This window comes from Variovorax boronicumulans (assembly GCF_019352895.1).
In the GTDB taxonomy this organism is placed as follows: Bacteria; Pseudomonadota; Gammaproteobacteria; order Burkholderiales; family Burkholderiaceae_C; genus Variovorax; species Variovorax boronicumulans_A.
This window is the reverse complement of the sequence record NZ_JAAAFX010000014.1, coordinates 459,406-476,010: the sequence shown is the minus strand read 5'-3', so window position 1 is coordinate 476,010 and position 16,605 is coordinate 459,406. Positions and strand designations below refer to the sequence as shown.

Here is a 16,605-nt window from a genome sequence, read left to right as displayed (position 1 = left end):
TGCGGAAAACGGGGTTCAGGCTGTTGCTCGCCAGCGCGGCCCATGGCAGCCCGCGCAGCCCGGTGATAGTGGCCATCGCGCGAAGCTCTGCGCTCGTGCCCGTCGCCGGGCCGGCACCCGAGGGGACGCGCGTCCGGGGCCGACGCAGCGTCTGCCAGAGCCAGTAGAGGAGCCCGAACGAGAGCAGCACCGCGACGAGCACCATGGCGATCGAAACGACGACCATTGCATCGCTCTCCACCGTGCACTCCTCTGCGCATGTTGTGTATGGCGACCCGTCTGCATGGAACGCGAGCCGGGCCAGGCACCATGAGAGCAGGGCTGGCGCGAAGGCATGCCCACCGTCAGGCCCTGCAAGGCCATCGCGGCATCGACACACTGCTGCGGCAACCCCGACGGCGCCAGCCACGCCGCGTCGGCCCGGACGCTTCGGCTACAGTGGGCCAGCACCTGCCGCTCGTTCGGCATGGCCCCTCGCCCCCGACGGAGAACGTGCCGATGCTCGAGTTTTTTCATACCAAGGATCGCCTTCGTTTTCTGCTGTTCGTCGGCGCGATCGCCGTGCCGATCCTGCTGGTCTCCGCGTGGTTCGTGGGTTCGATGGAGGACTCGGCCGCGGCCAAGGGCGAGCCGAACGAGAAGGGTGGCCTGCACTACCGCATCCAGGAGAAGAGCGGCGCCAAGGCTTTGCCTCCCGCGCTGGCGTCCCTGATCTCGGTGCCACCGAACACCGCGATGACGGACGTGAACGCGGACACCGACAGCGCCGGGCGCCTGACCAGCGCGTCGATCAAGGCCTTCAGCACCGACGACTTCAAGACGGTCGCGGCATTTCACAGGGCGGCGCTCGCGCCCGTGACCGACGACACGGCGCGCAGCCTCGGGGGCGTGCGCGACGGCTACGACATCAGGATCTCGCAGGAATCGAAGTTCTTCGACAACGATCCCTACAAGGACCGCACGAAGATCGAGTACTACGTCACCCCTGCCAGGAAGTGACGGCGCTGGCCGTCCTTGTCCGAAATCCGGAGCCGCCATGCCCTACCTTCAACTGGACGTCAACGATCACTATCCGAGCGCCGTCAAGCAGCGCCTCGCCGAAAGAATGTGCCGCACCTACGCCGAGATGATGGCCGTGGACGTGCGGCGCATCAGCGTCGCGATCCGTGAACTCGGCGAGGGAGGCCTCTGGCGCATCCCGGACGCGCAAGGCCGGCCCGAACCCGCCGCGCTGATGATGCTCGACATCCGCAAAGGGCGAGCCCCCGAGTTGCGGATGGCGCTCGCCAAGGCCTTGTGCGCGCATTACATCGAGTTGCTGGGTCTGCGCGAGGACCGACTCAATGTCGAGTTCACGCAGCACACGGGCGATGAGATGTATCACCCCACGCTCGGCGGCTACAGCCCGGACTGGACGGCTGGAGAGTCCTGATCCGTCGACGTGCAACGCTGGAAAGCGATGTGTCAGGAGACATTCACCCCTTAGAACACCGGCGCGCCACCTGGCCGGGATGGCGCCCCGGAGCGGGCATCCCGATGTTCTAGAGCTTCTGGCCGAAGCGTTCGAACCGGGGCCTCCAATGGCCCTGGATATCGGCGGAGACCAGCACCCCCAGTGCCCGGCCGATGAGCAGGTGGCGCGGCACGAAGCCGAAGTAACGCGAATCGGCGCTGTCGTCCCGGTTGTCGCCCAGCATCAGGTACTCGCCCTCGGGCACCACGATGGGCGCAAAGCTGTTGCGCGACGCGATGCCCGGCAGCCACTGCACGCGGCGCTCGCTGCCCTGCACCCGCTCGGTCAGGCGCGTGGCGTCGACGGTGCGCCCCGTGGCGACCTTCTCCTGCAGCGCTTCGGCGGCGTCGTACCGGGCCGCCTCGCCGTTGATGAAGAGAATCTCGTGGCGCATCTCCACCACATCGCCCGGCACGGCCACCAGCCGCTTGATGAGGCGCGTGCCGTCGTCCGGCGAAGAGAAGGTCACCACGTCACCACGGTGCGGCTCACCCGTGCGGGCCAGCACCACATCGGTCAGTGGCACCTTGACGTTGTAGGCCAGGCGGTTGACGAACACCACGTCGCCTTCGAGCAGGTTGGGTCGCATCGAGCCGGAGGGGATGGGATTCCAGTCGGCGACTGCCGTGCGAAAGATGCCAAAACACATCAGGAAAACCAGGAATCCCTTGTTGGTACTGAGCCAGCGTCCCATATTTCCTCCAGAGGTGACCGCGTGGATTTGGTGCGCCAGCGGCGCAATTAGTTCCCGCCCCGCCTGCGCCGGCGCCGCGGCCGCTTCTCCGAGAACGGCCATCGCCTGTGAACGCCGCGACGCGCCCCTCCACGGCTGTCCCGGCGCTAAACTGAGGCCGCTCTTTCTGCAGGAGACATCCCCATGACCCGCGTACTGGTGCGCAGCTTCGGCGTTTCACTCGATGGCTTCTCCGCAGGCCCGGACCAGAGCCTGGAACACCCTCTGGGTGTTCGCGGTCCCGAGCTCATGAACTGGTTCTTTCCCACGCGCGTCTGGCAGCAGATGCACAAGACGAGCGAGGCCGACGGCGAGACCGGCATCGACAACGAGATCGCCGAGCAGGGCTTCGCCGAGATGGGGGCCTGGATCCTCGGACGCAACATGTTCGGGCCGGTGCGCGGTCCCTGGCCCGACGCGCAATGGAAAGGCTGGTGGGGCGACGAGCCTCCGTACCACGTGCCGGTCTTCGTGCTGACCCACCATGCCCGCGCGCCACTGACGATGCAGGGCGGGACCACCTTCCACTTCGTCACCGGTGGCATACACGATGCGCTGGCGCAGGCGCGCGCTGCCGCGGGCGGACGCGACGTGCGCGTGGGCGGCGGCGTGGCCACCGTGCGCGAATACTTGAAGGCCGGACTGATCGACGAACTGCACCTGGCCGTGCGCCCGGTGCTGCTGGGCAAAGGCGAGGCGCTGTTCGCGGGCCTGGACCTGCCGGCGCTGGGCTACCGCTGCGAACGGCAGGTGGCAGGCGAGCGCGCCACGCACATGTTCCTGCGCCGCAGCGCGCCTTGACGCGGGAAGCGCGCCGGCCAGTGTGTGCCGCTCTTCAGTGCCTTGTCCTGGCTTTCAATGTGCGGCCCCGACCATCGATCGATCGCAAAAAAAGCCTCAGCGCTTCTTCCAGTTCCGTCCGTCGACCGAGGTGTAGGTGCCGCCGCTGGCACAGCAACCACCGGCGCCGACAGCCTGGCGGCCCAGCGTGACCGTCAGCAGCTTCGGCTGGATCGTCAGGGACTGGCGCTGGCAGACCGTCCAGAAGGGGTAGAACTCGGGTGCCAGCACGCTGGTCCATTGCACGCCGCCGCCCTCCCGGCGGTCGACGCGGTAGACCTCGCAGTCGTGCACCAGCAGGAACATCGATTCGCCGCCGAGCTGGCCCTCGAAAATCAGTTCCTGGGGCGCCGCGCGGGTGGCGATGGCCTCCTTGCTGAGCAGCGGGTCGGAGGGCTTCGACTCGAACAGCAGGTCGCAGCCCGACAGGCTGCCCGTCGCGAGCAGCGCGCACAGGGTCCAGTGATGCGGCAGTTTCATGCCGCAAGCATGCCATTCAAATGCACCGAGGGCGACCGCGCGTCGGCGGCCTCCTCGGCGCACGCTCAGTCGAAGAAGCGGAAGCGCACCGTCGGGTCCTGCGCCACGCGCGCGCTCAGGCCGCGCTCCCACGCCAGGTAGTCGGCCCAGGCGGCGTCGCGCGCGGGGCCGAAGACGCGCATCACCGAACCCCAGTCGTCGTCGAAGGGCGTGAGCAGCCGGTCGGGGCGCGCGCCGCTCTCGACCGCGCCGCCGCCGGCCTGCCAGGCCTGCGTGCCGCCGCGCAGCCAGGCCACGCGGGCCTGCGGCCGGCGCTGCAGCGCATCGCGCGCCGCGAGCCGGGCCGCGGCGCCGTCGGGCGAGGTGAAGACCACGGTGCGGCCAGGCACGGCCAGCAAGGCATCGACCTTTTCCAGCGATGACGGCAGCAGGAAGAAAGCATGGGGCAGGTGCTGGCGTTCGTAGTCGAGGCTCGGCCCCACATCGACCACATCCGTCGATCCCGTCTCGCGCAAGCCGGCCAGCGCCTCGGCATCCACGGCCTCCATGCCGATGGCCTCGGCGTGCCCCTCGCCAATCGAAGGCACCGCAGGCAGCGGCCCTTCGAGCACATGGACCTCGGCCTGGTTGAGCTGCGTGAGCCAGAACGCGGTGATCGCCGCGCGCAGGCCGTGCGGATCGTCGACCAGCACGATGCGTGCGCCGCGCGTGCCGACCAGGTTCTCGAAATGCATGAACACCTGGCCGCCCGCGACGTGGCGCACCTCACCTGCGGGCGCGGCACCGGGCGGCGGGGGGCGCACGTCGAACAGGTACAGCGTGCGGTCGGTGTCGGCACGCAGCCGTGCCAGGCCCTCGGCATCGATGCGCCGCAGCCCATGGCGTGCCACCAGCGCATCGGCCAGGCCACGCAGCACTTCGGGCGACGCGTCGGGCAGCGCTTCGCCGGCATCCTCGGATCTGGCGTTCTGCACCACGGGTGAACCGCGCAGGCCCCAGGCCATCACGCCGTCCTCGGCGAACACCGCACGGTCGGTCAGGCCCAGATGGCGCAGCGTGGTGGTGCCGATGATCCCGCGCGTGCGGCTGAAGCAGTTGATGGCCCACAGGTGATCGGGTTCGCGCGTGTCGTCGAAGCGGCGCAGCGCGAGCTCGGTGCCGGGATGGTTGCGCGCCCCCGCGATCGACAGGAAGGCGTATTCGTTGCGCGGCCGCGCATCGATCAGGGTGGTCGGCCGGCCCTCGCGCCGACGCGCCTCGAGCTCGGCCAGCGGCAGCACCGGCGTGCCGTAGTGCTGCCGCACCCGATCGCCGAAGGCCTTGACCAGCGTGTTGTTGCCGTCGATCAGCGGCAGGCCCTGCGCGGCCCAGGCCTGCAGGCCGCCATCGAGTCGTCGCACGTCGGTGTAGCCGAGCCGCGCCAGCAGCGCCGCGGCGCGGGCAGCCGGGCCGTCGGCGGCATCGTCTTCGTCATGCAGCACGACCGGCACCGCGCGGCGCGGCACGAAGGCGCCGATCTGCAATTCGAGCGTGCTCAGCGGCGCATGGCGCGCGAGGTTCAGGTGCGCGCGGTTGGCCTGGCGCGCCTCGCGCACGTCGAGCAGCGCCAGTTCCTGGTCGCCCAGCAGCAGCTGCTGCAATGCGTCGGGGGACAACAAGCTCATCGCGTGCTCAGTTGGCCTCGATGCCGGCCTGCTTGACGACGGCGGTCCACTTCACCGTCTCCGACTGGATGAAGCGGCCGAACTCCTCGGGCGAGTTGCCCACGGTGAAGGCGCCGATGTCGTCGTAGCGCTTCTTGAAGGCCGGCGCCTGGACGATGTCGTGCAGTTCGCGCGAGAGGCGATCCACCACCGGCCGCGGCGTGCCGCTGCGCACCACCACGCCGTACCACGAGGTGACCTCGAAGCCCGGGAAGCCGGCCTCCGCGGTGGTCGGCACGTTGGGCAGCCAGGGCGCGCGCGTCTTGTAGGCGACCGCGAGCGGCTTGAGCTTGCCGCCCTGGATGTGCGGGATCGCGGTGATCACTTCGTTGAAGATGAACTGGGTCTGGCCGGCCAACAGGTCGTTGATGGCCGGCGCGCTGCCCTGGTAGGGAATGGCGGTGAAGTCGGCACCGGTCTGGCTGCGCAGCAGCTCGCCGGCCAGGTGCGAGTAGGCGCCGATGCTCACGCCGTAGTTGACCTTGCCCGGGTGGCTCTTGGAATAGGCGATCAGGTCCTTGAGGCTGTCGACCGGCAGCGCCGGGTTCACCAGCAGCACCTGCGGCGTCTGCACCAGCAGCGACACCGGCGCGAAGTCGCGCGCCAGGTCGTAGCTCAGCTGCTTGAACAGCGCGGGCTGCACCGTGAGGTTGGAGGCCGGTGCCAGCAGCAGCGTGTAGCCGTCGGCCGGCTGGCGCGCGACATAGTCGAAGCCGATGTTGCCGGCCGCGCCGCTGCGGTTCTCGACCACCACCGGCTGCTTGAGGCGAAGCTGCAGTTGCTCGGCCACTTCGCGCGCGATCTTGTCGGCGATGCCGCCGGCCGGATAGGGCACGACCACGCGCAGCGGCTTGGACGGGAACTCGTCGGCGGCCGCGGCCGTGGTCGCGATGAAGGGAGCGGCGACGGCCAGAGCGAGCACCAGCGCGCGCTTCGTGGCGCGGCGGCGGGAATGGAAGGAAGACATGGAAAAACAACCCTGTGCCGAGGCGGCGCAAAGCGGTGCAATCTAGGGACTTCGCGCACCGACAGGAACGATCGCTTTCGCATATCGACATGCGCAAAGAGCGCATGCAGAGGCGCTGGGCGCACCTAGCATCGGCAGCTTTCCCTGGCCCGTCCGCCATGCCTTCCGATTCCTCTCTCGCCGCCTCGATTTCGCCGGCCGCCCGCGCCACGGCGCGCGCGGCCTGGTGGCGCCGCTGCGAAGCGCCGACCGTGGCGCTGTGCCTGCTGTTCTACCCGGCCTGGGCCGCGCTGGTCTGGTGGCACGCGGTGCTGCCGGGCTGGCTGCTGTTCATCGCCGGCGGCTATCTCGCGCAACTGCATTTCTCGCTGCAGCACGAGAGCATCCATGCGATGCGCGGCCTGCCGCGCTGGCTGCGCACGGCACTGGTGTGGCCGCCCGTCAACCTGTGGCTGCCCTACCCGCTCTACCACCGCAGCCACAGCACGCACCACGTCAATTTCCACCTGACGCATCCGCAGAAGGACACCGAGAGCGCCTACCACTCGGCACCGGCCTGGGCCGCGTACAGCCCGTTCTGGCAGCGCGTCTACAGCGTCAACCAGACGCTGGCCTTCCGCGTGCTGCTGGGCCCGGTGCTGCGGCTCTACAAGCTGGTGCGCAACGAGGGCGGCAAGCTGCTCGCGGGCGATGTGTCGCACCTGCGGATCTGGGCCGTGCATGCACTGAGCATCGCGCCGGTGCTGTACTTCGTGATCGGCGTGTGCGGCATGGGCTTCGGCGAGTACGTGCTGTGCTTCGTCTACCCCGGCATGATGCTCGGCGCGCTGCGCACCTTCACCGAACACCGCTGGAGCGAGGCGCCGCATGCGCGCGTGGCCATCGTCGAATCGAACGCGGTGATGGGCCTGCTCTACCTCTACAACAACCTGCACCATGTGCATCACCGCGCGCCGACCATGCCCTGGTACGAGATCCCGGTGCACTTCCGTCGCCATCGCGCCGCGGTGCTGGAAGCCAACGGCCACTTCTACTACCGCGGCTACGGCGAGATCGCGCGGCGCTATCTGTGGCGGCCGGTGTTCAGGCCCGTACACCCGAAGTGGTGAGGCGGTGACCGGGGCCTCGGCCGGCTGAATCGGCGCCTGCGTGTCCCACCGAGGGTTTTCAGGCATTGATCCTGCATGGGTTTGCCAGGACACTCTCCCGCCCGTCTCACGCGCCGCGCCGATGCACCCCGATGGGGCATTTCCGGCATTCGGCGCGAAATTGGTGCCAACAGGGTCGAAAACGCATCGTTCCCTGCAAGTTGGCGCCTTTCCCCGCATCCAGGGGGTCTGCGCCTGAAGGACAGCATCAACTTTGCTTATGCTGTCGGCGCAAAAAATGCGGCTCATAAGATCATGGAATTTAACCCTGACTTCAAGGTGTTGCACTTCCATGCCAATGAACCGACGCGCCCTCATTCGTAGTACCGCCGCAGCCATCGTGCCGGTCATTGGCGGATTTCCATTGATCGGCCGGGCCGCCAACCGCGCCTACACCTACGGCGGCTCCGCCTGGCTGGGCCACTACTCGGCCTACATCGCCATCAAGACCGGCATCTTCAGCAAGAAGGGCCTCGAGATCAAATGGCAGAGCTTCCCGACCTCGTCCGACCGCATGGGCGCCGTGATGGCGGGCAGCATCGACCTGGCCGGCACCGGCGTGGTCTCGTCGCTGGCCCTCATGGCCGCCGGCGCGAGCCAGTTCAAGGTCATCGCGACGCCGAACAACTTCGGCCGCGCCGAAGGCCTGCTGGTGCGCTCCAGCGTGACGAACATCGCGCAGCTCAAGGGCAAGAAGATCGGCGTGACCTTCGCCTCGAGCACGCATGTGCTGGTGCTGGACCTGCTCAAGCAGGCCGGCATGAACCCCGACACCGACGTCTCGCTGATCAACCTGCCCGCGCCCAACCTGCTGTCGGCCTACCAGGGCAACCAGATCGATGCGGCCGCCGCCTGGACGCCCTCCTTCGACCGCATCAAGGCGCTGCCCAACACGCGCGTGCTGGCCGACGACACCTCCTTCTCGCTCTACAAGGAATACAGCATCACGCCCGGCCCGGACGTGCTGCTGGCCACCACCAAGCTGACCAAGGAAGATCCGGCCGCGATCAAGACCTTCCTGCAGGGCATCTTCGAGGCCAACGCGATGCTGACCAATGCACCGGAAGAAGCCGCCAAGGTGCTGATCGAGATCACCGGCCTCACGCTCGAGGAGCAGGTCAACACCATCAAGCAGACCGGCTGGTACAACGCCGAACAGCAGCGCAGCCTGCTGGTCGCGCCGGGCAGCTTCGTCACCGGCATGCAGAAGCTGGCCGAGATGCTGGTGTCGCTCAAGCAGATCGACAAGGCGCCCGTGGTCCGCAACTGGCTGGACGCGAGCTACCTCTGAGATGGCTGAAGTCGTGAAACCCCGCCGCAGCGCGGGCTCCCTGGCCTGGCTCAGCGTGCTGTCGCTGCTGGGCTTCCTGGCCGCCTGGGAACTGATCTGCCGCTCCGGCGCGGTCGACCCGATCTTCCTGCCGCCGCCCTCGCAGGTCTGGGCCCGCGCCTCGACCATGTGGGGCCAGGGCACGCTGGTGGGCCACGTGTTGGCCTCGACGCGGCGCGTGATGGTGGGCTTCCTCGCGGCCGCCGCGGTCGCGATCCCGCTGGGCATCTGGCTGGGCACCTCGCGCATCGCGCGCGCCATCTTCGACCCGGTGATCTCCTTCCTGCGGCCCCTGCCCTCGATGAGCTGGATCCCGCTGTCGCTGCTGTGGTTCGGCATCAACGAAACGCAGAAGTACAGCATCGTCTTCATGGGTTCGTTCGTGCCGGCGCTGCTCTACGTGATGGAAGCCACGCGCAGCATCGACCCGCTGCTGATCCGCGCCGCGCGCAACCTGGGCGCACAGCGCTGGCAGGTGATGCGCGAGGTGCTGCTGCCGGGCTGCCTGCCGCAGATCATCTCGGGCATGAAGATCATCCTGGGCCTGTCGTGGACCTGCGTGATCTCGGCCGAACTGGTCGCCGCCAAGGAAGGCCTGGGCTTCATGATCATGAACGGCAAGGAGTTCTTCCAGACCGACACGGTGGTGCTGGGCATGGTACTCATCAGCTTCACCGTCCTGGCCACCGACCTGGTGGTGCGCGCCCTCGAGCGCTGGCTTCTGGCTTGGCAAAGATGACAACGAGCATGATTTCAATTCGCGGCGTTTCCAAGAGCTTCGGCGACAACCACGTGCTGTCCAACCTCGACCTCGAGGTGAAGAAGGGCGAGTTCCTGGTGCTGCTGGGCGCCTCGGGCTGCGGCAAGTCGACGCTGCTCAACCTCATGGCCGGCTTCGAGAAGCCGACGCAGGGCAGCGTCTCGGTCAACGGCAAGCTGATCGACGACGTGACCTCGGCCTGCGGCATGGTGTTCCAGCAGTACGCGCTGTTCCCCTGGCAGACGGTGCAGCAGAACGTCGAGTTCGGCCTGAAGATGAAGAAGATGCCCAAGGGCGAACGGGCCGAGATCGCGCGCCGCTTCATCGAGATGGTCGGCCTCAAGGGCAGCGAGGACAAGTACCCGCAGGCGCTGTCGGGCGGCATGAAGCAGCGCGTGTCGATCGCCCGCGTGCTGGCCAACGACCCCGACGTGATGCTCTTCGACGAACCCTTCGCCGCGCTCGACGCGATGACGCGCCAGGTGCTGCAGGACCAGCTGCTGTCGATCTACGAGCAAAGCGGCAAGACCATCGTCTTCATCACCCACTCGATCGACGAGGCGCTGATGCTGTCCACGCGCATGGTCATCATGGGCTCGCGGCCCGGCCGCGTGGTGCAGGACCTGCGCAACGAGCTGCCGCATCCGCGCACCGCGGAGATCCAGCTGTCGGAGGACTTCATCTCGCTCAAGCGCTCGATCTGGGAGACGGTGCAGGAAGAAGTGAGCCGCACGCTGGCGGCCACGCGCGGCTGAACGCAGTCGGCCACGAAAAAGGCGCCGGACCGCAAGGTCACGGCGCCTTTTTCCTTGGGTTCGCGTCAGCTTGTCTTGTCCAGGGCGAGCCCCTCGTGCGAGGCGACGACCTCGATCAGGAAATCCATCACCGCGCGCACCGGCGCCGCACGCCACAGGTCGCGGTGCACCACCAGCCAGATGTCCCGCGAAAAGCGCTCGCCGTCGTGCTTCAGGCGCAGCAGTGTCGGATCGGCATCGGCGAGGAAGCAGGGCAGCCCCGCGACGCCGGCGCCCGCGCGTGCCGCGGCCAGGTGGCCACTGATGTCGCTGAGCTCGCAGCCGACGGCCCGGGGGCCGGCGATGTCCAGCAGCCAGCGCTGCTGCGGCATGTCGGCGAACTGGGCGTCATAGGCGATGAAGCCCCATTCCTGCGGACGACGCAGCGGTTCGTAGTCGCGGCTCGCATACAGCGCAAAGGGCATGTTCCCGAGCTTGCGCGCCACGCTGCTGGCCTCCTTGGGGCGTACCAGCCTCAATGCGACATCGGCTTGCCTGTGGCTCAGCGAGACCTGCTGGGCCTGTGCCGAGATGGAAAGCTGGATACCGGGGTAGGCGGCACGGAAGTCGGCCAGCCTGCCGGCCAGCAAGTGCGTCACCAGGATCGGCGGCGCACTGAGCGTCACCTTGCCATTCAGCGGCTGTCGGCTCGCCTGGGTCCGGCGCTCGATGGCATAGGCGCCCTCCTCCATGGCCTGCGCCTGTTCGAAGACCTGCTGGCCCAGCGGGGTCAACTGGCAGGCGCGCGGCAAGCGCTGGACCAACGAGGCCTGCAATTCTCTTTCGAATGCGGCGAGCCGCCGGCTCACCGTCGCATGGTCGACCTGCAGGGCGCGGGCGGCACCGGACAAGGTGCCGGCGCGGGCCACCGCCAGGAAATATCGAAGATTCTCCCAGTCGAACATCTGTGCATTTCCTCCAGTATGACTTGAGCTTATACAGAATTTACGCAGATAGCTTGCCGACCTAGCATCGATGTGAATCAGCTTTTCTGGACCCTCTTGAAGCCCTCCGCCTCTCCTCACCGCCCCCGTGTCACGCTGGTCGCAGCCGCACTCGGATTCGTCGTCGTCCTGCTGGATGTCAGCGTGGTCAATGTGGCCCTGGAGGCCCTGCGACAGGAGTTCGGCGCCGACGTGTCCGGACTGCAATGGGTGCTCAATGCCTACACGCTGGTCTTCGCAGCGCTGCTTCTGACCAGTGGCGCCTTGGGCGACCGCTTTGGCGCCCGACGGACTTTCACCTGCGGTCTCGTGCTCTTCACCTTGGCATCGGCAGCCTGTGGTCTGGCACCGAACCTTGTCGCCCTGGTGGCCGCGCGAGCGATCCAGGGCCTGGGCGCAGCGCTGCTGGTGCCCAATTCGCTGTCCATGTTGCAGCAGGCCTTTCCCGATCCGGTGCAGCGCAGCCGCGCGGTCGGTTGGTGGGGCGCCATTGGCGGCGCTTCCCTGGCCGCGGGGCCCGTGTTGGGCGGGCTGCTCATCGCGCATGCCGGTTGGCGAAGCATCTTCCTGATCAACCTGCCTGTGGGCCTGATCGGACTTTGCCTTGCCGTGCGTCCTACCGAGTCAGGGAACGCGGTCCATCATCACAGCCTGGATCTTCCCGGCCAGGTGGCGATCGTCTCCGCGCTGGCGGCGCTGACGGTCGCTTTGACCGAAGCCGGGCGCCTGGGCTGGCAGCATTCGTGGGTCCAGGGCGGCCTCATGCTGGCGCTGCTTGCGGCCCTCGCCTTCGTCCGCGTCGAACGGCGCAGCCCGGCCCCGATGCTGCCCCTCGCGCTCTTTCGCATCCCGACGTTCACGGTGGCCTCGCTGGCCTCGCTGGCCGGCGTCATCGTGAACTTCGCCTACTACGGACTCATCTTCGTCTTCAGCCTGTTCTTCCAGATCGAGCAGCAGCTGTCGCCCGAACAGACCGGCTTGGCGTTCCTGCCCATGACGATCGTGCTGATGGTGGTGAACGTCATCGCCGGACGCCTGATCACCCGCATCGGCGCCAGGCGCCTGATGGCACTGGGCCTGGCACTTTCGGCATTCGGCTATCTGTTGCTTCTGCCGGTGCGCATCGACGGCCCTTACGGGATGCTGGTCGTTCCGATGCTGCTGGCGGCCAGCGGTATCGCCCTGACCGTCCCGACGATGACCAACGCCACGCTGTCATCGGTCGAAAGCTCGCGTGCCGGCATCGCCTCGGGCGTCCTCAATTCGGCACGCCAGGTCGGAGACATGCTGGGGGTCGCCGTGTTCGGCTACCTGGTGCGCGACACCGCGCCGGAGGCGTTCATGCGCGGCATGCACCGGTCGCTCGGAATCTCGGTGGCCTTGCTGCTGGCCGCGAGCCTGCTGTGCCTGTTCGGAATGCCGGAGGATCGAACGCGGGCTTCATGAGAAGGCCGTCGGCATGTTCACGGGCCCTGCGGGCCGGGGGCCGTCGCCGACGATGCCGGCTCGATGTCCCGGCAAGGTGCTAAGCCCTTACGCTCATCCGGCCGCCGCCACCACATGCGCCTGCATCTTGCCGCTCACCGGCCCGTTGCCATGCCGCTCGGCAATGGCTTGCGCCACACGGTCCATGGCCAGCGCCAGCAGGCTGGCGTCGCGCACCTCGATCTCGTTGCGCAGCGGCGTGCCCTGGCAATAGGCGGTGGCGACGTGGCGCGCCGAAGGCGCATGGCTCGCCTTCTCGCGCGTCTCGATCGCGATGTCGGTGAAGCCGGCGCGGCGCAATTCCTCGCGGATCAATGCGACGTCGTGATAGCCGTGCGGCGTGCAGGCGATGAATCGCGGCGGGTCGTGCGGGAACAAGGCGGCGACGGCATGGGAGACCTCGTCGGCAAAGGCGTTCTCCTCGATGCGGTCCCAGACGCTCAAGAGGAAGCGCCCGCCCGGCTTCAACACACGCCGCGCCTCGGCGTAGCCGGCGACCCGATCGGGGAAGAACATCGCGCCGAACTGGCAGAGCACCACGTCGAAGGTTGCGTCTTCGAAGGGCAGGTCCAGCGCATCCGCCTGCCGCCATTCGATGCGGCCATCCGGCGGCTGCCGGGTGGCCGCATGGTCGAGCATGGCCTGGCTGAGGTCGGTCACCACGTAGCGCGCGCCGACGCCGAGCCTTGGCGCCAGCGCCCGGGTGACGACACCGCTGCCGGCCGCCGTTTCCAATACCGCTTCGGGCAAGCCCGCCGCGGCCAGCACCGCCATCTCGGCCGCATAGGCCTCGAAGATCATCGGCACCATCAGCGTGTCGTAGAGCTTCGGGATCGAGCCCGCGAACATCCTGTCGCTTTCGGTCATGACGTCTCCTTGGACCCGCACTTGCAGGCCATTGCAGCGCCACCCCGTCCGCGTTCGATCTGCTGCCCGCGGGCCCGACGGCGATCCGCCATGGTGGCCCTGCGCAAGACCATCGTCAACGTCGCGCCGCATCCTCTTTCGAGGGTGGGGTCAAAGCGCTGTCGTCATCTCCGGCAACGCCACGAACAGGTCCGCCACTAGGCCGTAGTCGGCCACCGAGAAGATCGGTGCCTCTTCGTCCTTGTTGATCGCCACGATCACCTTGGAGTCCTTCATGCCTGCCAGATGCTGGATCGCGCCCGAGATGCCCGCTGCGATGTACAGCTGCGGCGCCACGATCTTGCCGGTCTGGCCGACCTGCCAGTCGTTGGGGGCGTAGCCCGCGTCCACGGCTGCGCGACTGGCGCCCAGGCCCGCGTTGAGCTTGTCCGCCAGCGGTGCCATCACCTCCTGGAACTTCTCGGCGCTGCCCAGGGCGCGGCCGCCCGAGACGATGATCTTCGCGGCCGTCAGTTCGGGGCGTTCGCTCTTCGTGACCTCGCGGCTCACGAAGCTCGACTTGCCGCTGTCGGCCACGCCTTCGGCGGTTTCGACCGCAGCCGAGCCACCGGTGGCAGCCGCGGCGTCGAAGCCGGTGGTGCGCACGGTGATGACCTTGGTCGCGTCGGTGCTTTGCACGGTCGCGATCGCGTTGCCCGCGTAGATCGGACGCTCGAAGGTGTCCGCGCTCACCACGGCCGTGATGTCGCTGATCTGCGCCACGTCCAGCTTGGCGGCCACGCGCGGCGCGACGTTCTTGCCGTTGGCCGTCGAGGGGAACAGGATGTGGCTGTAGTTGCCGGCGATCGCGAGGACTTGCGCCGCCACGTTCTCGGCCAGGTTCTCGGCCAGGCTCGGGCTGTCGGCCACGATGACCTTGGTGACGCCGGCGATCTGCGCGGCGGCCTTGCCGGCTTCGGCGGCGTTGGCGCCGGCGACCAGCACGTGGACTTCACCGCCGCAGGCGATGGCCGCGGTCACGGTGTTCAAGGTGGCGGGCTTGACCGTGGCGTGGTCGTGTTCGGCAATGACTAGTGCGCTCATGTTCAGATCACCTTCGCTTCGTTCTTCAGTTTGTCCACCAGGGTCGCGACGTCGGGCACCTTGATGCCGGCACCGCGCTTGGGCGGCTCGCTGACCTTGAGGGTTTTCAGGCGCGGCTTGACGTCCACACCCAGGTCCTCGGGCTTGAAGACGTCCAGCTGCTTCTTCTTGGCCTTCATGATGTTGGGCAAGGTCACGTAGCGCGGCTCGTTCAGGCGCAGGTCGGTCGTGATCACGGCCGGCAGCGTCAGCGTCAGCGTCTCCATGCCGCCGTCGACTTCACGCGAGACGGTGGCCTTGTCGCCGGCCACTTCGACCTTGGAGGCGAAGGTGGCTTGGGGCAGGTCGGCCAGCGCGGCCAGCATCTGGCCGGTCTGGTTGGCATCGTCGTCGATGGCCTGCTTGCCCAGGATGATCAGCTGGGGCTGTTCCTTGTCGACCAGTGCTTTGAGCAGCTTGGCCACGGCCAGCGGCTGCAGTTCTTCGGTGGTCTCGACCAGGATGCCGCGGTCGGCGCCGATGGCCATCGCGGTGCGCAGGGTCTCCTGGCACTTCGCATCGCCGCAGGAGACGGCGATGACCTCGGTCACGATGCCCTTCTCCGTCAGGCGCACAGCCTCTTCGACGGCGATCTCGTCGAAGGGGTTCATGCTCATCTTGACGTTGGCGATGTCGACGCCCGTGCCGTCGCTCTTCACGCGTACCTTGACGTTGTAGTCGACCACCCGCTTGACGGGCACCAGTACTTTCATATCTTCACCAGCTCCGGAATTGCGACCAAGACCACACGCTTGGTTCGGGCCGCATCACGATGCAGCCACATGCAGTGTTGCGAAGGCGCCGGCCCGCGGGCCGAAGATAAGACCTGCCGATGCAATGCTTAAGGCCAGCGCTTCAGTCCCCGCCCTCGGACGCGACCAGCGCCTCTTCGCCCAGCCCCAGCGCGAGCGCGATGTCCTGCGACAGCTGGCGCCGCACCGCGATGCGGATCAGGTCGCGCACCTCGGCCGGCAGCGTGCCCATCTCGCCCTGCCGGTAGGCCAGGTAGAAGGTGCGGCTCACATCGACGTAAGGCCGCCCGTGGCGCGTGAAGGCCGACATCGGCACCACCCGCACATCGGGCAGGAACTGCCGCGACTGCCAGAGGCACAGCGGTGTGGTCAACGCGAAGCCCATGTCGTTGGCGACCAGGCTGATCAGCGGGTCGGTGGTGTCGAATTCGTAGGTGCGCTCGAGCACGTCGCCGCAGCGCTGCAGGTAGTCGTCGACCTGCTGGCCGATCACCGAGCGCGCGCTGTAGCGGATGAACTTGAGCTGCCGCTCGATCTCGGTCAACGAGCCCAGCGGGCCCAGGTCGAACTTGGCGGGCAGCACCGCATAGAACTTCTCCGAGAACAGCGACGCGCGTGCGATGCCGGCCGCGCCGTGCAGGCTGGTGGTCACGGCCAGGTCCAGCTGCCGGCCTTCGATGGAGGCGTCGAGCGTGGGCGTGATGCCGGACCAGAGCCGGATCTGGTGCGAGGAGCCGGCCAGCCCCTTGATGAGCAGCGGCCCGACGGTGGCCGCGAAGGAATCGACGCAGCCGATGCGCACGGTCATGCGCTTGGCGCGGCTCAGGCCGCGGACGCTCTCGACCAGCTGGTCGGCCTGCGTCAGCAGTTCCTTGGCGTGCTCGAACAGGCGCTGCCCCGCGGCGGTGGCTTGCGCGGGGCGCGTGGTGCGGTCCAGCAGCGCGGTGTCGAAGAAGGTCTCGAGCTGCTTGATGCGCTGCGAGACCGCCGCCTGCGAGATGTTGAGCAGCGTGGCGGCATCGGACACGCTGCCCGACTCGATGACCGCGATCCAGCTCACCAGCAGGTCCAGATCGGGCAGACCCTTCTTGCTGTTGGGATTCATGGGGGGTTCCGACAAGGACAAAGGAGATCGACCGGCTGCCGTCCTTCATCGAGGAAGGACGT

17 protein-coding genes are annotated in these 16,605 nt (G+C 67.7%); 8 read left to right on the top strand and 9 right to left on the bottom strand.

All coding sequences use genetic code 11. The annotated features are described in order from the left end of the window. The first annotated feature begins 498 nt into the window (after positions 1-498). On the top strand, positions 499-999 hold the full coding sequence (locus K0H49_RS28640) for a hypothetical protein (protein ID WP_219220015.1): 501 nt from the start codon (positions 499-501) through the stop codon (positions 997-999). A gap of 37 nt (positions 1,000-1,036) precedes the next feature. Then, positions 1,037-1,432 (top strand): tautomerase family protein, encoded by a 396-nt coding sequence (locus K0H49_RS28635; RefSeq protein WP_219220013.1) that lies wholly within the window; start codon positions 1,037-1,039, stop codon positions 1,430-1,432. 109 nt (positions 1,433-1,541) lie between these two features. Here K0H49_RS28635 and lepB read toward each other — a convergent pair whose 3' ends face one another. Next, positions 1,542-2,207, bottom strand: a complete 666-nt coding sequence (gene lepB, locus K0H49_RS28630) for a signal peptidase I (RefSeq protein WP_219220397.1) — start codon at positions 2,205-2,207, stop codon at positions 1,542-1,544. A 183-nt stretch (positions 2,208-2,390) separates the two neighbouring features. Here lepB and K0H49_RS28625 point away from each other — a divergent pair, with 183 nt between their 5' ends. After that, entirely contained in the window at positions 2,391-3,047 is a 657-nt protein-coding gene (locus K0H49_RS28625) for a dihydrofolate reductase family protein (RefSeq protein ID WP_219220012.1), read from the top strand. Between the two features lie 96 nt (positions 3,048-3,143). Here the strand turns inward: K0H49_RS28625 and K0H49_RS28620 are convergent, their stop codons facing one another. The 3 genes from K0H49_RS28620 to K0H49_RS28610 form a co-directional block, all read right to left on the bottom strand. Beyond that, positions 3,144-3,566: a hypothetical protein gene (locus tag K0H49_RS28620; protein WP_219220010.1), complete on the bottom strand. Its 423-nt coding sequence runs from the start codon at positions 3,564-3,566 to the stop codon at positions 3,144-3,146. Between the two features lie 65 nt (positions 3,567-3,631). Continuing rightward, positions 3,632-5,230 carry a rhodanese-like domain-containing protein gene (locus K0H49_RS28615; RefSeq protein ID WP_219220009.1) on the bottom strand — a complete coding sequence of 533 codons (1,599 nt, stop codon included), beginning with the start codon at positions 5,228-5,230 and terminating at the stop codon, positions 3,632-3,634. A 7-nt stretch (positions 5,231-5,237) separates the two neighbouring features. Further along, the gene (locus tag K0H49_RS28610) at positions 5,238-6,236 is read right to left on the bottom strand and encodes a Bug family tripartite tricarboxylate transporter substrate binding protein (protein WP_219220006.1); all 999 of its coding nucleotides are present in this window, start codon (positions 6,234-6,236) and stop codon (positions 5,238-5,240) included. 158 nt (positions 6,237-6,394) lie between these two features. On the opposite strand from K0H49_RS28610, the gene K0H49_RS28605 reads away from it, so the two are divergent. The 4 genes from K0H49_RS28605 to K0H49_RS28590 all read left to right on the top strand — a co-directional run bounded on the left by K0H49_RS28605 (position 6,395) and on the right by K0H49_RS28590 (position 10,229). Next, positions 6,395-7,345 (top strand): fatty acid desaturase, encoded by a 951-nt coding sequence (locus tag K0H49_RS28605; RefSeq protein ID WP_219220004.1) that lies wholly within the window; start codon positions 6,395-6,397, stop codon positions 7,343-7,345. A 331-nt stretch (positions 7,346-7,676) separates the two neighbouring features. Further along, entirely contained in the window at positions 7,677-8,675 is a 999-nt protein-coding gene (locus K0H49_RS28600) for an ABC transporter substrate-binding protein (protein WP_219220002.1), read from the top strand. Between the two features lies 1 nt (position 8,676). Continuing rightward, positions 8,677-9,453: an ABC transporter permease gene (locus K0H49_RS28595; protein WP_219220000.1), complete on the top strand. Its 777-nt coding sequence runs from the start codon at positions 8,677-8,679 to the stop codon at positions 9,451-9,453. Between the two features lie 8 nt (positions 9,454-9,461). Further along, complete coding sequence (locus tag K0H49_RS28590; protein ID WP_219219998.1) at positions 9,462-10,229, top strand: ABC transporter ATP-binding protein; 768 nt, start codon at positions 9,462-9,464, stop codon at positions 10,227-10,229. A 65-nt stretch (positions 10,230-10,294) separates the two neighbouring features. Here the strand turns inward: K0H49_RS28590 and K0H49_RS28585 are convergent, their stop codons facing one another. After that, entirely contained in the window at positions 10,295-11,173 is an 879-nt protein-coding gene (locus tag K0H49_RS28585) for a LysR family transcriptional regulator (RefSeq protein ID WP_219219996.1), read from the bottom strand. A gap of 96 nt (positions 11,174-11,269) precedes the next feature. Between K0H49_RS28585 and K0H49_RS28580 the strand changes: the two genes are divergently transcribed. Next, positions 11,270-12,658, top strand: a complete 1,389-nt coding sequence (locus K0H49_RS28580; RefSeq protein ID WP_219219994.1) for an MFS transporter — start codon at positions 11,270-11,272, stop codon at positions 12,656-12,658. Between the two features lie 93 nt (positions 12,659-12,751). On the opposite strand, the gene K0H49_RS28575 is transcribed toward K0H49_RS28580, so the two are convergent. From K0H49_RS28575 to K0H49_RS28560, 4 genes are all read right to left on the bottom strand, one after another. Then, positions 12,752-13,564, bottom strand: a complete 813-nt coding sequence (locus K0H49_RS28575) for a class I SAM-dependent methyltransferase (protein WP_219219991.1) — start codon at positions 13,562-13,564, stop codon at positions 12,752-12,754. Between the two features lie 150 nt (positions 13,565-13,714). Next, positions 13,715-14,647, bottom strand: a complete 933-nt coding sequence (locus K0H49_RS28570) for an electron transfer flavoprotein subunit alpha/FixB family protein (RefSeq protein WP_219219990.1) — start codon at positions 14,645-14,647, stop codon at positions 13,715-13,717. A gap of 2 nt (positions 14,648-14,649) precedes the next feature. Next, positions 14,650-15,399, bottom strand: a complete 750-nt coding sequence (locus K0H49_RS28565; RefSeq protein ID WP_219219988.1) for an electron transfer flavoprotein subunit beta/FixA family protein — start codon at positions 15,397-15,399, stop codon at positions 14,650-14,652. 142 nt (positions 15,400-15,541) lie between these two features. Beyond that, positions 15,542-16,543 carry a LysR family transcriptional regulator gene (locus K0H49_RS28560; RefSeq protein WP_219219986.1) on the bottom strand — a complete coding sequence of 334 codons (1,002 nt, stop codon included), beginning with the start codon at positions 16,541-16,543 and terminating at the stop codon, positions 15,542-15,544. Positions 16,544-16,605 lie beyond the last annotated feature (62 nt).

What these genes read in the sequence shown, in the direction of transcription:
- K0H49_RS28640 (WP_219220015.1), top strand. Translation starts at nt 499, where the DNA reads ATGCTCGAGTTTTTTCATACCAAGGATCGCCTTCGTTTTCTGCTGTTC.
- K0H49_RS28635 (WP_219220013.1), top strand. Translation starts at nt 1,037, where the DNA reads ATGCCCTACCTTCAACTGGACGTCAACGATCACTATCCGAGCGCCGTC.
- lepB (WP_219220397.1), bottom strand. Translation starts at nt 2,207, where the DNA reads ATGGGACGCTGGCTCAGTACCAACAAGGGATTCCTGGTTTTCCTGATG.
- K0H49_RS28625 (WP_219220012.1), top strand. Translation starts at nt 2,391, where the DNA reads ATGACCCGCGTACTGGTGCGCAGCTTCGGCGTTTCACTCGATGGCTTC.
- K0H49_RS28620 (WP_219220010.1), bottom strand. Translation starts at nt 3,566, where the DNA reads ATGAAACTGCCGCATCACTGGACCCTGTGCGCGCTGCTCGCGACGGGC.
- K0H49_RS28615 (WP_219220009.1), bottom strand. Translation starts at nt 5,230, where the DNA reads ATGAGCTTGTTGTCCCCCGACGCATTGCAGCAGCTGCTGCTGGGCGAC.
- K0H49_RS28610 (WP_219220006.1), bottom strand. Translation starts at nt 6,236, where the DNA reads ATGTCTTCCTTCCATTCCCGCCGCCGCGCCACGAAGCGCGCGCTGGTG.
- K0H49_RS28605 (WP_219220004.1), top strand. Translation starts at nt 6,395, where the DNA reads ATGCCTTCCGATTCCTCTCTCGCCGCCTCGATTTCGCCGGCCGCCCGC.
- K0H49_RS28600 (WP_219220002.1), top strand. Translation starts at nt 7,677, where the DNA reads ATGCCAATGAACCGACGCGCCCTCATTCGTAGTACCGCCGCAGCCATC.
- K0H49_RS28595 (WP_219220000.1), top strand. Translation starts at nt 8,677, where the DNA reads ATGGCTGAAGTCGTGAAACCCCGCCGCAGCGCGGGCTCCCTGGCCTGG.
- K0H49_RS28590 (WP_219219998.1), top strand. Translation starts at nt 9,462, where the DNA reads ATGATTTCAATTCGCGGCGTTTCCAAGAGCTTCGGCGACAACCACGTG.
- K0H49_RS28585 (WP_219219996.1), bottom strand. Translation starts at nt 11,173, where the DNA reads ATGTTCGACTGGGAGAATCTTCGATATTTCCTGGCGGTGGCCCGCGCC.
- K0H49_RS28575 (WP_219219991.1), bottom strand. Translation starts at nt 13,564, where the DNA reads ATGACCGAAAGCGACAGGATGTTCGCGGGCTCGATCCCGAAGCTCTAC.
- K0H49_RS28570 (WP_219219990.1), bottom strand. Translation starts at nt 14,647, where the DNA reads ATGAGCGCACTAGTCATTGCCGAACACGACCACGCCACGGTCAAGCCC.
- K0H49_RS28565 (WP_219219988.1), bottom strand. Translation starts at nt 15,399, where the DNA reads ATGAAAGTACTGGTGCCCGTCAAGCGGGTGGTCGACTACAACGTCAAG.
- K0H49_RS28560 (WP_219219986.1), bottom strand. Translation starts at nt 16,543, where the DNA reads ATGAATCCCAACAGCAAGAAGGGTCTGCCCGATCTGGACCTGCTGGTG.